Origin of the sequence: Xenorhabdus khoisanae (genome assembly GCF_001037465.1) — a bacterium.
In the GTDB taxonomy this organism is placed as follows: domain Bacteria; phylum Pseudomonadota; class Gammaproteobacteria; order Enterobacterales; family Enterobacteriaceae; genus Xenorhabdus; species Xenorhabdus khoisanae.
Map to the genome: position 1 here is coordinate 1 of NZ_LFCV01000034.1, position 14,776 is coordinate 14,776.

At 44.7% G+C, this 14,776-nt stretch carries 13 protein-coding genes; 5 read left to right on the top strand and 8 right to left on the bottom strand.

The window, feature by feature from the left end:
• Positions 1-87: 87 nt before the first annotated feature.
• From mnmE to rpmH, 5 genes are all read right to left on the bottom strand, one after another.
• The gene (mnmE, locus tag AB204_RS06350; RefSeq protein ID WP_047962542.1) at positions 88-1,452 is read right to left on the bottom strand and encodes a tRNA uridine-5-carboxymethylaminomethyl(34) synthesis GTPase MnmE; all 1,365 of its coding nucleotides are present in this window, start codon (positions 1,450-1,452) and stop codon (positions 88-90) included.
• A 116-nt stretch (positions 1,453-1,568) separates the two neighbouring features.
• Positions 1,569-3,200, bottom strand: coding sequence for a membrane protein insertase YidC (gene yidC, locus AB204_RS06355; protein ID WP_047962543.1), 1,632 nt, complete (start codon positions 3,198-3,200; stop codon positions 1,569-1,571).
• A 2-nt stretch (positions 3,201-3,202) separates the two neighbouring features.
• On the bottom strand, positions 3,203-3,460 hold the full coding sequence (gene yidD / locus AB204_RS21245; protein ID WP_072061399.1) for a membrane protein insertion efficiency factor YidD: 258 nt from the start codon (positions 3,458-3,460) through the stop codon (positions 3,203-3,205).
• Complete coding sequence (rnpA, locus tag AB204_RS06360) at positions 3,424-3,783, bottom strand: ribonuclease P protein component (protein WP_047962544.1); 360 nt, start codon at positions 3,781-3,783, stop codon at positions 3,424-3,426. Before rnpA ends, yidD begins: the two co-directional genes overlap by 37 nt.
• Positions 3,784-3,801: 18 nt before the next feature.
• Positions 3,802-3,942 carry a 50S ribosomal protein L34 gene (gene rpmH / locus AB204_RS06365; RefSeq protein WP_015836465.1) on the bottom strand — a complete coding sequence of 47 codons (141 nt, stop codon included), beginning with the start codon at positions 3,940-3,942 and terminating at the stop codon, positions 3,802-3,804.
• A 738-nt stretch (positions 3,943-4,680) separates the two neighbouring features.
• Here rpmH and dnaA point away from each other — a divergent pair.
• The 4 genes from dnaA to gyrB are packed head-to-tail and all read left to right on the top strand — an operon-like array spanning position 4,681 to position 10,732.
• Entirely contained in the window at positions 4,681-6,069 is a 1,389-nt protein-coding gene (gene dnaA / locus AB204_RS06370; RefSeq protein ID WP_047962573.1) for a chromosomal replication initiator protein DnaA, read from the top strand.
• A gap of 4 nt (positions 6,070-6,073) precedes the next feature.
• A complete protein-coding gene (dnaN, locus tag AB204_RS06375) occupies positions 6,074-7,174 on the top strand; it encodes a DNA polymerase III subunit beta (RefSeq protein WP_047962545.1) in 1,101 nt (366 codons plus the stop codon).
• Positions 7,175-7,207: 33 nt separating this feature from the next.
• Positions 7,208-8,299, top strand: coding sequence for a DNA replication/repair protein RecF (recF, locus tag AB204_RS06380; RefSeq protein WP_047962546.1), 1,092 nt, complete (start codon positions 7,208-7,210; stop codon positions 8,297-8,299).
• 18 nt (positions 8,300-8,317) lie between these two features.
• Positions 8,318-10,732 (top strand): DNA topoisomerase (ATP-hydrolyzing) subunit B, encoded by a 2,415-nt coding sequence (gene gyrB / locus AB204_RS06385; protein ID WP_047962547.1) that lies wholly within the window; start codon positions 8,318-8,320, stop codon positions 10,730-10,732.
• An 82-nt stretch (positions 10,733-10,814) separates the two neighbouring features.
• Here the strand turns inward: gyrB and AB204_RS06390 are convergent, their stop codons facing one another.
• Positions 10,815-11,441 (bottom strand): hypothetical protein, encoded by a 627-nt coding sequence (locus AB204_RS06390; protein WP_047962548.1) that lies wholly within the window; start codon positions 11,439-11,441, stop codon positions 10,815-10,817.
• A gap of 359 nt (positions 11,442-11,800) precedes the next feature.
• Between AB204_RS06390 and AB204_RS06395 the strand changes: the two genes are divergently transcribed.
• Positions 11,801-12,529 carry a hypothetical protein gene (locus tag AB204_RS06395; RefSeq protein ID WP_047962549.1) on the top strand — a complete coding sequence of 243 codons (729 nt, stop codon included), beginning with the start codon at positions 11,801-11,803 and terminating at the stop codon, positions 12,527-12,529.
• Between the two features lie 122 nt (positions 12,530-12,651).
• On the opposite strand, the gene asd is transcribed toward AB204_RS06395, so the two are convergent.
• Positions 12,652-13,758: an aspartate-semialdehyde dehydrogenase gene (gene asd / locus AB204_RS06400; RefSeq protein ID WP_047962550.1), complete on the bottom strand. Its 1,107-nt coding sequence runs from the start codon at positions 13,756-13,758 to the stop codon at positions 12,652-12,654.
• A gap of 93 nt (positions 13,759-13,851) precedes the next feature.
• Positions 13,852-14,541, bottom strand: coding sequence for a hypothetical protein (locus AB204_RS06405; protein WP_047962551.1), 690 nt, complete (start codon positions 14,539-14,541; stop codon positions 13,852-13,854).
• Between the last annotated feature and the right edge of the window lie 235 nt (positions 14,542-14,776).

Genomic DNA, 14,776 nt, shown 5'->3' on the forward strand with positions numbered 1-14,776 from the left:
AGGTAGAAAAAGGTTCAAAAAAATCCCTCGATTAAATCGAGGGATTTGTGTAGAAGAGACAGGCTATTAGCGGGCTTTCTTGCAATATCACTTCCCAATACAAAAACTGGAAAAAATCCGCCCTAACAAATCATCAGAAGTAAACTCACCGGTGATTTCGCTCAATGCTTGCTGTGCTAAACGCAATTCTTCTGCCAGCAATTCTCCTGAGCGGGCGAAAACCAACTGTTGATGGCCTTCCTGCAAATGTTCTGCTGCGGTATTCAATGCCTGCAAGTGGCGACGACGGGCAAGGAAACCACCCTCAGTATTGCTGTTAAAACCCATCGCTTCTTTCAAATGATCGCGCAGTAAATCAACACCTTCTCCGTCACGGGCAGAAAGACGAATTAATGAGTAGCCACTGACTTCTGATACGCTCGTTGCTTCTCCCGTCATATCCGTCTTATTACGAATAACAGTCACTGGCAGGGATGCGGGTAGTCTGGTCATAAATTCAGGCCAAATTTGTACAGGTTCAATGGCATCCGTTGTCGTACTGTCTACCATAAACAGTACCCGATCCGCCTGTTCGATTTCCTGCCAGGCGCGCTCAATACCAATGCGTTCCACTTCATCACTCGCTTCGCGCAATCCGGCCGTATCAATCACATGCAGCGGCATGCCATCAATATGAATATGTTCACGCAAAACATCACGCGTTGTACCCGCAATATCAGTCACAATCGCCGCTTCACGGCCTGCCAGTGCATTGAGCAGGCTGGATTTACCCGCATTCGGGCGACCTGCAATCACGACTTTCATGCCTTCACGCAGCAAGCTACCCTGACGCGCCTGTGAACTAACGTTCTCCAGTTCAGCGATCACTTCATCCAACTTGGCCTCTATCTTGCCATCAGAAAGAAAATCAATTTCTTCATCAGGAAAATCAATCGCCGCCTCAACGTAAATTCGCAAGTTAGTCAGCGCTTCCACCATTTGATGAACTTGGTTGGAAAACGTTCCTTGCAGGGAATTCATCGCAGAACGAGCTGCCTGTTCAGAACTGGCGTCAATCAGATCCGCAATCGCCTCTGCCTGTGCCAGGTCGAGTTTGTCATTCAGGAAAGCGCGTTCAGAAAACTCACCCGGATTGGCAATGCGCACACCCGAAATTGTCAAAATACGCTTTAACAGCAAATCAAGAATAACTGGCCCGCCATGCCCCTGAAGCTCCAGCACGTCTTCCCCCGTAAAAGAGTTCGGGCCGGGGAAGTAAAGGGCAATGCCTTGATCAAGTACAGAATCATCTGCATCACGGAAGGGCAGGTAATCAGCATAACGAGGTTTTGGGAGTTTCCCCAATACCACTTGAGCGACTTCCGCCGCCTTGCGGCCAGAAATACGCAGGATGCCTACACCGCCTCGTCCCGGAGGAGTGGCCTGAGCGACTATCGTGTCAGTGGTATTCATGAAATTCTCTCTTTTGAGCCAGGATTAGGAACGGAAATAATAAAGGCGGCCAATGACCGCCTTCTACTTATTTTTTAACAGACTGGTTTTTTAACAGACTGGTTTTTCTGAAAGGCCTATTTTTTATTCAGGTCTACTTTCTTTTCGCGGGTATGTAAACCGCGCTTTTCCAGACTGCGGAAAATAACCTGCTGCTGGATGATAGTCACCAGGTTACTGACGATGTAGTACAGCACCAGACCAGATGGGAACCACAGGAAGAAGACGGTGAACATAACCGGCATGTAAGTCATGATCTTCTGCTGCATCGGATCTGTCACAGTCGTTGGCGACAGTTTCTGGATAACAAACATGGTCACACCCATCAGCAATGGCAGGATGTAGTAAGGGTCTTGTGCAGACAAGTCCTTAATCCAGCCAATGAATGGCGCATGGCGCAGCTCAACAGACCCCATCAACATGTAGTACAGCGCAAGGAAGATTGGCATCTGAATTACCAGAGGCAAACAGCCACCCAACGGGTTCACTTTCTCTGTTTTGTACAGCGCCATCATTTCCTGGCTCATGCGCTGACGGTCATCACCGAAACGCTCACGCATTGCCGTAATTTTCGGCTGTAACAGGCGCATTTTCGCCATTGAGGTGTATTGCGCCTTGGTCAGCGGGTACATGATACCGCGCACGATAAAGGTAATCGCAATGATGGAGAAGCCCCAGTTACCGATATATTCATGCAGGAATTTCAGTAACTTGAACAGCGGCTGGGAAATAAACCACAACCAACCGTAATCTACGGTCAAATCCAGATGTGGCGCAACCTCTGCCATTTTGTCCTGAATTTCAGGACCAACCCACAGGGTAGAAGAGATATTCTGCTGGCTGTTTGCCGCAATATTGACGTTTTCACCCTTGTACCCGATGATCGCCATTTTCTGGTTTTTCAGGTCAATGGTGTAGAAATTGCTGGTTTTGCCTTCACCCGGAACCCAGGCAGTCGCAAAATATTGCTGGAGCATCGCGACCCAACCACCTTTTGTGGTTACAGCAAGCGCATTGCTTTCAATCTCATCGAATTTGTACTTTTCGTATTTGGCTTCATCAGAAGAATACGCAGCACCACGATAAGTATGCAGGGCAAAGTTGCTGCTGCCGGTATCACGGTGTTTTGGCAAATCAACGCTCTGTTTCAACTGACCAAAGAACGCCATTTGCAGCGGTTTATCAGTAACGTTATTGATGTTGTAATCAACCGAAACTGCGTAATTACCGCGTTTTAAAATGAAAGTTTTGACATAAACAACGCCATCCGGCGCAGTGTAAGTCATCGGAATACGCAATTCATCCTGACCATCAGCCAAAACGAAGCTATTCTGAGTGGTGTGATAAAGTGGACGTTCTGCCTGATTATCCGGGCCATTAAGACCAGTTAACCCACTTTGAGCCTGATAAGTGAACTCAGGAGTTGTTTCCAGCAGTTTGAACGATTTTGGGGAACCGAGGGTATCAGGATAGGCCAGCAAATCAGCCTCCTCGATATCACCGCCACGGGTATTAATGTGCAATGAAAGCACATCCGTTTTCACGGTGATCAGTTCACCTTGCCCACTGCTTGCTTCGCTACTCAGCGTATTTGTTTGCTGAGTGATCTGGGCCGTTGGTTGTGGGTTCTTATCATTCTCCCACGCTTGCCAGACCAGAAACGAAACAAACAGCAAAGCGATGAGAAGAAGATTGCGTTGCGAATCCATCGTTAATGTTCTCTGTTATCGTTGTTTTTAGGTGGGACAGGATCATCACCACCTTTGTGTAAAGGGTGGCATTTTAATATGCGTTTCACTGTTAACCAACTGCCTTTTATCATTCCAAACCTACGCAATGCCTCTATGCCATAATGAGAACAGGTAGGGTTGAAACGACAACGAGGCCCCAGTAGCGGACTGATCACTAACTGGTACCCCCTGATTAAAGCAATCAGGAGGCGCGAGCCAAGCGACAGTGACGACGCCATAATTTGCCCAAAGCCTCCGTTAGCTCACGGTTATCAAGCTCAGCGACCCCTTTCCTCACCAAAATCACAAAATCCATTGAAGGCAATTTATGCTGGTTTAAACGAAAACTTTCACGAGCCAATCGCTTAATACGATTACGCTCATGGGCGCGTTTTACATTTTTTTTGGCGATGGTCAGACCGATGCGGGGATGCCCCAGCTCATTCAGGCGTCCAAGGATAGTTATCTCTGCGGAGCTTGCCCGTTGTGGCTGCTGGAAAACATAAGTGAAATGCTCGGGAGTTAACAAACGTAACTCCCTCGGAAAAGCGAACTTAACCACTTGGTATGGTAAGCTTTATTACTTAGAAACGGTCAGACGAGCACGGCCTTTCGCACGACGGCGAGCCAGAACCTGACGACCATTTTTAGTGGCCATACGAGAGCGGAAGCCGTGAGTACGGTTACGCTTCAGTACGGACGGTTGAAAAGTGCGTTTCATAGCGATTTCTACCTAGCTTAAAATTTGTTACTGATTCAGCAAATGCGTTGGCGACCAGTGAGAATGAGTAGACACCGATGCCTCAATCGCAACATCAATATATAGAAAGAGGCAGGATTGTAATAAAATGTACTACCCTTAGTCAATCCAAGATGACGCGAGCCTGGTCGTTTTCCTGTCAGATTTTTACTTCAATCAGACATTCATCAAACATGACCAGACTTTTTGCTACCCGAAGTGCTTACCCCAAATCCTCACCAGACATGGCCGGAAAAAAATCGTTGGTATAACACGCAGGGTGCAAGATTATACGGACTGTGTAATAAAGCGCAAGGATCATACACAGATCGTTGCGATTGAATTAGTGATCATCATGTTGTTTTCGCATCAAATTTTAAACGATAGATAAACGAAGTTTGCTATATGCCATGATTACACTACAGTATCTCTTACGGGCCTTTATATTCAGCAAGTACCAAAGCGTGGTGATCACCCTGTGGATAAAAAGCGTCAAAGCTGTGTAAAAGAATGAGGATCTATGTCGTCTTTTGCGTTATGATCGTCGGCCACGATCCCAACCTCTCTAATATTATGCGGATCGTTGGGGAGCGATGATATTAAAAATCGCCACAAGGTACATGCTATCTTCCTCAGCATTGAGGAGTAATGCCTTGTGTCCAGTATAACGTATCTATTATTCCGGTTTCTTTTATTGGTCTCGTTTTAGGGGAGTTCGCCGTGTCACTTTCGCTTTGGCAGCAATGTCTTGCCCGATTGCAGGATGAGTTACCTGCCACAGAATTCAGTATGTGGATACGACCCCTTCAGGCAGAACTGAGTGATAACACTTTGGCTCTCTACGCCCCCAACCGTTTTGTGCTGGATTGGGTGAGAGAGAAATATATCAATAATATCAATGTGTTATTAAATGATTTCTGTGGTCCTGAAGTACCGTTGCTGCGTTTTGAAGTAGGAAATAAGCCTGTTTCACCTAACCAGTCTGCATCTCAGAAAATCATTGCCGATATGCCGGTAACTGCTGCGCCGTCCAGTATATCTGTACGTCCAAGCTGGGACACTGCAAAAGCCCAGCCAGAGTTATCCTATCGTTCCAATGTCAATCCTAAACACACATTTGATAACTTTGTTGAAGGTAAATCTAACCAGCTCGCCAGAGCGGCTGCCAGACAAGTTGCTGATAATCCGGGAGGCGCATACAATCCTTTGTTCCTCTATGGCGGTACAGGCTTGGGTAAAACCCACCTTCTGCATGCTGTCGGCAATAGCATCATGGCGCGCAAAGCCAATGCAAAAGTGGTATACATGCACTCTGAACGTTTTGTTCAGGACATGGTAAAAGCATTGCAAAACAATGCGATAGAAGAGTTTAAACGTTATTATCGCTCAGTGGATGCCCTGCTGATCGATGATATTCAGTTTTTTGCAAATAAAGAGCGATCCCAAGAAGAATTCTTTCACACGTTCAATGCCCTGTTGGAAGGTAATCAACAGATTATTCTGACATCAGATCGCTATCCGAAAGAGATCAACGGCGTCGAAGATCGGTTAAAATCCCGCTTTGGTTGGGGATTGACCGTTGCCATAGAACCACCGGAGCTGGAAACTCGCGTCGCTATTCTGATGAAGAAAGCTGACGAGAATCAAATCCAGTTGCCGGGGGAAGTAGCTTTTTTCATTGCCAAACGCCTGCGATCCAATGTTCGTGAACTTGAAGGCGCTTTGAATCGAGTCATCGCCAATGCCAATTTTACCGGCCGTGCAATTACCATTGATTTTGTACGAGAAGCATTACGTGACTTATTGGCTCTACAGGAAAAGCTGGTAACCATTGATAATATTCAGAAAACCGTAGCTGAATATTACAAAATCAAGGTTGCTGACCTGCTTTCCAAGCGCCGTTCACGCTCTGTTGCCCGTCCGAGACAGATGGCAATGGCGCTGGCAAAAGAGCTGACAAATCACAGCTTGCCTGAAATCGGGGATGCCTTTGGTGGACGTGACCATACAACCGTACTTCACGCTTGTCGTAAGATCGAGCAACTGCGTGAAGAGAGTCATGACATCAAAGAAGATTTTTCTAACTTAATCAGAACATTATCTTCATAGCGCTATGAAATTCATCATTGAACGTGAGCAATTACTCAAACCCTTGCAGCAGGTTAGCAGCCCCTTGGGCGGTCGCCCTACCCTGCCCATTTTAGGCAACTTATTATTGCAGGTCACTGAAGGCTCTCTGCTGCTGACAGGCACCGATTTAGAAATGGAAATGAAGGCACGGGTAACGCTTACCCAGCCTCATGAGCAGGGAGCAACGACCGTCCCTGCGCGTAAATTCTTTGATATCTGGCGCGGGTTGCCTGATGGTGCAGAGATCAGCGTAGAATTGGATGGCGATCGCATTCTCGTCCGTTCCGGGCGTAGCCGCTTTTCACTTTCTACCCTGCCCGCTTCAGATTTTCCCAATCTTGATGACTGGCAGAGCGAAGTCGAATTTTCTCTGCCACAGGCCACACTGAAACGTCTGATTGAATCCACTCAATTTTCCATGGCGCATCAGGATGTCCGCTATTACTTGAACGGCATGCTGTTTGAAACCGAAGGGGAAGAGCTGCGTACCGTTGCAACAGATGGCCATCGTCTGGCGGTCTGTTCCATGAATATCGGGCAAAATTTGCCGTCCCATTCCGTCATAGTACCTCGTAAGGGTGTCATTGAATTGATGCGTCTGCTGGATGGCGGTGATAATCCACTGCAATTGCAGATTGGCAGCAATAACATCCGTGCCCATGTTGGTGATTTTATCTTCACTTCCAAATTGGTTGATGGCCGTTTTCCTGACTACCGCCGCGTACTGCCAAAGAATCCAGATAAAACACTGGAAGCCAATTGCGACATGCTTAAACAAGCATTTTCACGGGCAGCGATTTTATCCAACGAAAAATTCCGTGGCGTCCGCATTTACTTAAGCGAAAACCAACTCAGAATTACAGCCAATAACCCTGAACAGGAAGAAGCAGAAGAGATCGTTGACGTCAGCTATCGAGGTACAGAAATGGAAATTGGCTTCAATGTCAGCTACGTACTGGATGTTCTGAACGCATTGAAATGCGAGCAGGTGAGCCTCCTGCTGACGGATGCCACATCCAGCGTGAAAATTGAGAACTCAGCCAGTCAGGCCGCGACTTATGTCGTGATGCCGATGCGCCTGTAAAGAATGCACCTGTAACAGTATTAATTCATACTTATGATTCTCTCGCGTTTGCTGATCCGCGATTTTCGTAATATCGCGAATGCTGACTTACCGTTGGCGACCGGTTTTAATTTTCTGGTTGGGCCAAACGGTAGTGGCAAAACAAGTATACTGGAAGCCATTTATACATTGGGACATGGTCGTGCCTTTCGCAGCATTCAGGCCGGAAGGGTGATCCGCCATGATTGCGAGGAATTTATTCTTCATGGGCGGCTTGATCAGCAACCCCATGAACGTTCCTTATCGGTCGGACTGAGCAAAAACCGCCAAGGCGACAGCAAAGTCCGCATCGATGGTAGTGACGGGCATAAAATCGCCGAATTGGCGAAAATATTACCCATGCAGCTTATCACACCAGAAGGTTTCACCTTACTAAATGGCGGCCCGAAATATCGTCGGGCTTTTATTGACTGGGGCTGCTTTCACAATGAGCCACGCTTTTTCACTGCCTGGGTCAACCTGAAAAGGCTGCTCAAACAGCGGAATGCGGCATTGCGACAAGTCACCCGCTATAACCAGATCCAACATTGGGATCGTGAACTCGCTCCGCTGGCGACAGAAATAAGTCACTGGCGAGCTGAATACATTGCAGGAATTTCGGAGGATATCGAAAAAACCTGCCAACAATTTTTACCTGAATTCACCCTCAGTATCAGCTTCCAACAAGGCTGGGACAAAGAGAGTGAATATGCAGAACTCCTCGCGCGGCAGTTTGAGCGCGACAAATCGCTAACCTACACCGCTTCCGGCCCCCATAAAGCTGATCTGCGGATCAGGGCGGACGGCACACCGGTAGAAGATATGCTTTCCCGTGGTCAGTTGAAGTTACTGATGTGTGCGTTGAGGTTAGCACAGGGTGAATATTTCACCCGACAGAGCGGGCAAAAATGCCTGTATCTGCTTGATGATTTTGCCTCAGAACTGGATGCCGGCCGTCGTCAGCTATTAGCCGAGCGTCTGAAATCTACGCAAGCCCAGGTGTTTGTCAGCGCAATCACAACCGGGCAAGTTACAGACATGATTGATGTAAATAGCAGGATGTTTCGCGTAGAACATGGCAAAATAGAGGTTCAACCACAGGATTAAGATGAGCGAGAAACGTTGATGTCGAATACATATGACTCCTCAAGTATCAAGGTATTAAAAGGGCTGGATGCCGTCCGTAAACGTCCAGGCATGTATATCGGTGATACCGATGATGGTACTGGCCTGCACCACATGGTCTTCGAGGTTGTTGACAACGCTATCGACGAAGCCCTCGCAGGTCATTGTGACAAGATAGTTGTCACCATCCATGCAGATAACTCTGTTTCTGTACAGGACGATGGCCGCGGTATTCCTACCGGCATACACGAAGAAGAAGGTGTTTCAGCAGCAGAAGTCATCATGACCGTGCTGCATGCGGGGGGTAAATTCGATGACAACTCCTATAAGGTTTCCGGCGGTCTGCATGGCGTAGGGGTTTCTGTTGTTAACGCCTTATCAGAAAAACTGGAACTGACTATCCGTCGTGACGGAAAAGTCCATGAACAGACCTATCGTATGGGTGTTCCACAGGCACCGTTGAGAGTTGTCGGTGATACCGAGCAAACGGGAACCACTGTCCGTTTCTGGCCAAGCATGGAGACGTTCAAGGTTAACACTGAATTCGAATACGATATTCTGGCAAAACGTCTGCGTGAATTATCATTCCTGAACTCCGGTGTTTCCATTCGTTTAGTCGACAAGCGCACAAATGCAGAAGATCTCTTTCATTATGACGGTGGGATTAAGGCGTTTGTTGAGTTCCTGAGCCGCAATAAAAACCCAATTCACCCCAATGTTTTCTATTTTTCTACGGAAAAAGACGGGATTGGCGTTGAAATTTCCATGCAATGGAATGATGGTTTTCAGGAAAACATTTACTGCTTCACCAATAACATTCCTCAGCGCGATGGGGGAGCCCACTTGGTTGGTTTCCGTACCGCGATGACCCGTACCCTCAATAGCTATATGGATAAAGAGGGCTACAACAAAAAATCCAAAGTCAGCGCTACCGGTGATGATGCTCGTGAAGGCTTGATTGCGGTGATTTCCGTTAAAGTGCCTGATCCTAAATTCTCTTCCCAGACCAAAGACAAACTGGTTTCTTCCGAAGTGAAGACCGCCGTCGAAACCCTGATGAATGAGAAGCTGGTAGAATATCTGCTGGAAAACCCGAACGATGCCAAAACGGTTGTCGGTAAAATCATTGATGCGGCACGTGCCCGTGAAGCAGCACGTAAAGCGCGTGAGATGACCCGCCGTAAAGGTGCGCTGGATCTGGCCGGATTGCCGGGCAAACTGGCGGATTGTCAGGAGCGCGATCCTGCTCTGTCAGAACTCTATCTGGTGGAGGGTGATTCTGCGGGCGGTTCTGCAAAACAAGGCCGTAACCGTAAAAATCAGGCTATCCTGCCACTGAAAGGCAAGATCCTGAACGTTGAGAAAGCGCGTTTTGACAAAATGCTCTCTTCACAGGAAGTGGCAACCCTGATCACCGCACTGGGCTGTGGTATTGGGCGTGACGAATACAACCCGGATAAACTGCGTTATCACAGCATTATCATCATGACCGACGCCGACGTTGATGGTTCTCACATCCGTACCCTGTTGCTGACATTCTTTTATCGTCAGATGCCGGAAATCATCGAGCGTGGCTATGTCTATATCGCCCAGCCACCGCTGTATAAAGTGAAGAAAGGCAAACAAGAGCAATACATCAAAGATGACGATGCAATGGAAGAGTACCAGATGTCCATCGCATTGGATGGTGCCGCGCTGTATACCAACCCACATGCGCCGGGACTGAAAGGTGAAGCACTGGAAAATCTGGTGACTGAATTTAACGCCACCCAGAAAATCATCCGTCGCATGGAACGCCTGTATCCGCTGGCACTACTGAACAACCTGGTTTACCATCCAAAACTGACCGAAGATACACTGAACGCTCAGACAAAAGTGGAAGAGTGGGTCAGTGCGCTGACGATTCGCCTGAATGACACAGAGCAGCATGGCAGCACATACAGCTATCACATTCATGAAAACCGTGAACGCCAGGTTTTCGAGCCAGTTTTGACCATTCGTACACATGGCGTTGATACCAACTACAATCTGGATTTCGATTTTATCCACGGTGGCGAATACCGCCGCATCACCAAACTGGGCGAATTGATCGGAAACCTGATTGAAGAAGACGCATATATTGAACGTGGTGAACGTCGTCAGGCAATCAACAGCTTTGAACAGGCTCTGGAATGGCTGACCAAAGAATCACGTCGTGGTCTTTCCATCCAACGTTATAAAGGTCTGGGAGAAATGAACCCGGATCAGTTGTGGGAAACCACGATGAATCCTGAAACACGCCGCATGATGCGTGTTACGGTAAAAGATGCCATTGCGACTGATCAACTGTTCACGACCCTGATGGGTGATGCCGTTGAGCCTCGCCGTGCATTTATTGAAGAGAATGCGCTGAAAGCGGCGAATATTGATATCTAATATTACTGCTTAAATCTCATATCCCAGATAACGAAGGTTATCTGGGATAAAAAACTCATATCATTTGCTGACATGAGTTTTTTTATTTAGCCAATAACACATATGAAATAATCACATCAATCTTTTCAGGTTTTTCCAGCCACTTGTTAAAGACTTTACCCATCCCTTTTTGTTTATAAGCGTCATCACAACTTGCAAATGTCCCTATAGGGCCTAAACCATACGTTCCACCACCCTCGGCTTTAGGCTGGCATTTATGTAACTTAGTGAAATCATGATATAACCATTTAGGTTCTATGGTACTGAACTCAATGACAACACCTGGATTTTTATTAGTCAAATAACCTTTTGAATAATCAAAACGAGGCGCAATACCACAAAATGCGTTTTCCTCTGTAACACAAGGAAGCTTCCGGTATTTATTGGCATCAAATACCTTATATTCATTTGATCCCATTCCCCGATACCAATACATTGCGTCCTTTGCCTCTTTATTGGCTTTGGCTGCTTTTTTATTGATTAAAGTCACTTTATTCGGCGTGTTGGCCTCAACAACCAATGTTCCATTTTTATACAACGACATCACTTTCGTATCTTTTAAACCATTCTTTGTGATTAAATTTTCAATCGCTTTATCCGCCACACTAAAATGACTCACCCCTAACAAAAAAGGCATCAGAAAAAGATAATTTTTTTTATTCAGTTTCATAAAAAACCTCGTATTAAGAGATTAAAATCAGCAAAAACCTTATTTATACAAAACAACAATAAAAATTTAATCCAACCGTAAAGATAAAACAAAAACAAATTAAGTCAGAGGTAATTAAAATAAATAATAAAAATCACTCACTATAAAAAATCAAACATAGAACATTTTCATGTCATCAATTAAATAATATTTAACTATTACAACAGTAATTTTATTGCTATGATATATTATCAGTGAATTTGCAAAGGATGAGAATTTAACAAAAACAAACCTTATACCAATACATGGTCTTTTTCTTAGCCATGGGGGGTATAGGTTCAAAGGAACTTACTGAAAAGCCATATTAAGAGGTCTTTATTATGTTTAAAAAAACTTATTCTTTTAATAAAGATATTGAAAAAATGCAGTCAAACTCTTTGACTCGTTCAAAAAATTTATCCGCCTCACTACCAGATAATCTATCTAGAATATTTATTAACATTCAAAATCAACCACTTATATATACAATTGCCAATCCCAGATTAAGAAAAGTCAATCCGCAAGAAGCCCAAAACATAGTCAAACAACTTTACTATTCAATCTACGAAGACGGCTGGCTTGACCATATCGAAAAACCCTCAAGATTATGGCGTAATATAGAGAGTAAAGAAGTAAAGACAGAAACAGACAGGTGGAATCTGAGATGTTGTGTAACTGCACATATACTACGTTTAATGAAAAAAGAATTCAATAAACAAGAAAGAAACCCTGAAAAATATATTTATTTTTCTTGTGATATCCAGACAATACCTTTCGGAGTGATGAAGCTGAAATGTGAACCAAATGGTCTTGAAATATCCTACATTGTCACTCATCCTGGAGTAGAAAAATGTTCCTATTTCTTGATGGAAAAAGCAGTCAATCAATCATGCAAAATGGGTTTTAAAGGAAAATTAAAATTGATAACAGCAACCGATGATCTATATGACGTTTATCATAAAATGGGATTCATTAACAATGGCGATTATATGACGTTAGATCCAGAAAAAAGCAATTTTTGGTTTTTATCTCCAATAAATGAAGAATACCACTTTAAAAGGTTCCCCTGAATATTCAATACAAAAAAATTCAGGTAAAAATAATAAATACCGCCAATCTTTTTATTGGATTGGCGGTATGGTTCTAACGAATACAATAAACAGAAACTTCAATAAAAAAATTTAACCCTTTTCTACAACAAAATACGCAGCATACGGCGCAAAGGCTCTGCCGCTCCCCACAGCAACTGATCACCGACGGTAAATGCAGACAGATATTCCGGCCCCATATTCAACTTACGCAGGCGTCCCACCGGCGTATTCAACGTACCGGTTACCGCTGCCGGCGTTAATTCACGCATTGTCAGTTCACGATCATTCGGGATCACCCGAACCCAGTCATTATGAGAAGCCAGCAACGTTTCAATTTCATGAATCGGAATATCTTTTTTCAATTTCAGGGTAAATGCCTGACTATGACAGCGCAATGCGCCAATACGAACACACAAACCATCAATCGGAATCACATGACTGCCCGTATTTAAAATCTTGTTGGTTTCCGTCTGGCCTTTCCACTCTTCACGACTCTGCCCATTTTCCAGTTGCTTATCAATCCAGGGAATCAGACTCCCCGCCAAAGGAACGCCAAATTGGTCAGTCGGCAATGCACCACTGCGGGTAAAATCCGTTACACGTTTTTCAATATCCAAAATTGCGGAGGCAGGATTCTGTAATTCATCTGCAACCTGATTATGCAGCATTCCCATTTGTACCAGCAGTTCACGCATATGGCGAGCCCCACCGCCAGAAGCTGCCTGATAGCTTGATACCGATGCCCACTCAATCAAATCATTGGCAAACAGGCCACCCAATGACATCAACATCAGGCTGACAGTACAGTTACCACCAACAAACGTTTTAATACCTTCATTCAGGCTGTTCTGAATATGTTGATGGTTAACAGGATCGAGAATAATGACTGCATCGTCATTCATGCGCAGTGCGGAAGCAGCATCAATCCAATATCCCTGCCAGCCGGTCGCTCTCAGTTTGGGATAAATTTCATTGGTATAATCCCCGCCCTGACAACTAATGATGATATCCAGCGCACTCAGTGCCTCGATATTAAAAGCATCCTGTAAGACGCCTGATTTACCCGCAAATTCCGGTGCAGCCAGCCCATGTTGGGAAGTGGTAAAAAAAACCGGATCGATTTCGTCAAAATCCCGCTCTTCCATCATTCTCTGCATTAATACTGAGCCGACCATACCGCGCCAGCCGATAAAACCTACACTCTTCATCATGTTTACCCTGTCTTGAAAGATGTTCGTCAGACACAACTGACATCATTAAAACTGACAAAATATAACGAAAGGTGCAAGCATATTTATGCACTATAACACCAACATTTCTGCATGGATGCGTTTGCCATTTTTAAACCATACAGAAGTGTGCCTTTCCATACGACTGGAACTACGATTACTTATCGGTTTGCCTGGCTCTTTAGGTTTCAAAAAAGGTTTTGGTGTAATAGGATCGACAGTCATTGTCCTTGAATAAGCTTCTTTTTCTGCCCTAAAGGCAGCTCTGGCATTTTGGTTCAGAGAAAGCTCTGAAAAATGAAGCTGACAAATATGACCTATTCTGAATACTTCTTCATTACGTTGAATATCTTTATCATGCTCGTAACTCAGGGTTTGTGGATTAAAATAATTATGACGTACCTTAACCGCCCCAACATAACCAATCACAATACTGTTTGAACACAATTTAGAAAACTCAGAAGCAAAAGATTCCTCAAAGCTGTAAGGAGAATCTCTATCCTTCTCGCAAGTTGCGGAATTACATACCACCAGATGAATATACCTAAATCTGTCTAATATTATTCCTCCATTATTAACTAATTGATCATATAGTTCATTAGGTGTCATGTTTTCTACAGTCAGATTTTCACTCAGAACGGTTAAATATCCCATGAAATAATTTTCATCATATTCACCATGAGAACAAACTGATAAACGGAGATGACCACGATAAGTATCTTCGAATGTATAAAAACCACGAAAGACTTTAATATTCCTCATGATAACCATTCCTTATATGCCACTCTTGTCTTTACCATTCCCATACTGATCAGTATGAATACGATAGCAACCTGGTGGATTATTCATGCAATTAATTACCACTTATTAGTTAGAACGAAATATCGCAGAAAAACAAGCAAATAAATTGACTACATTAAGGATTGGATTCTGATTTAATGATCAGAATATCAAATGGATGGAAATAAAGAATCAAAGAAACCTACAGCAAAACTGT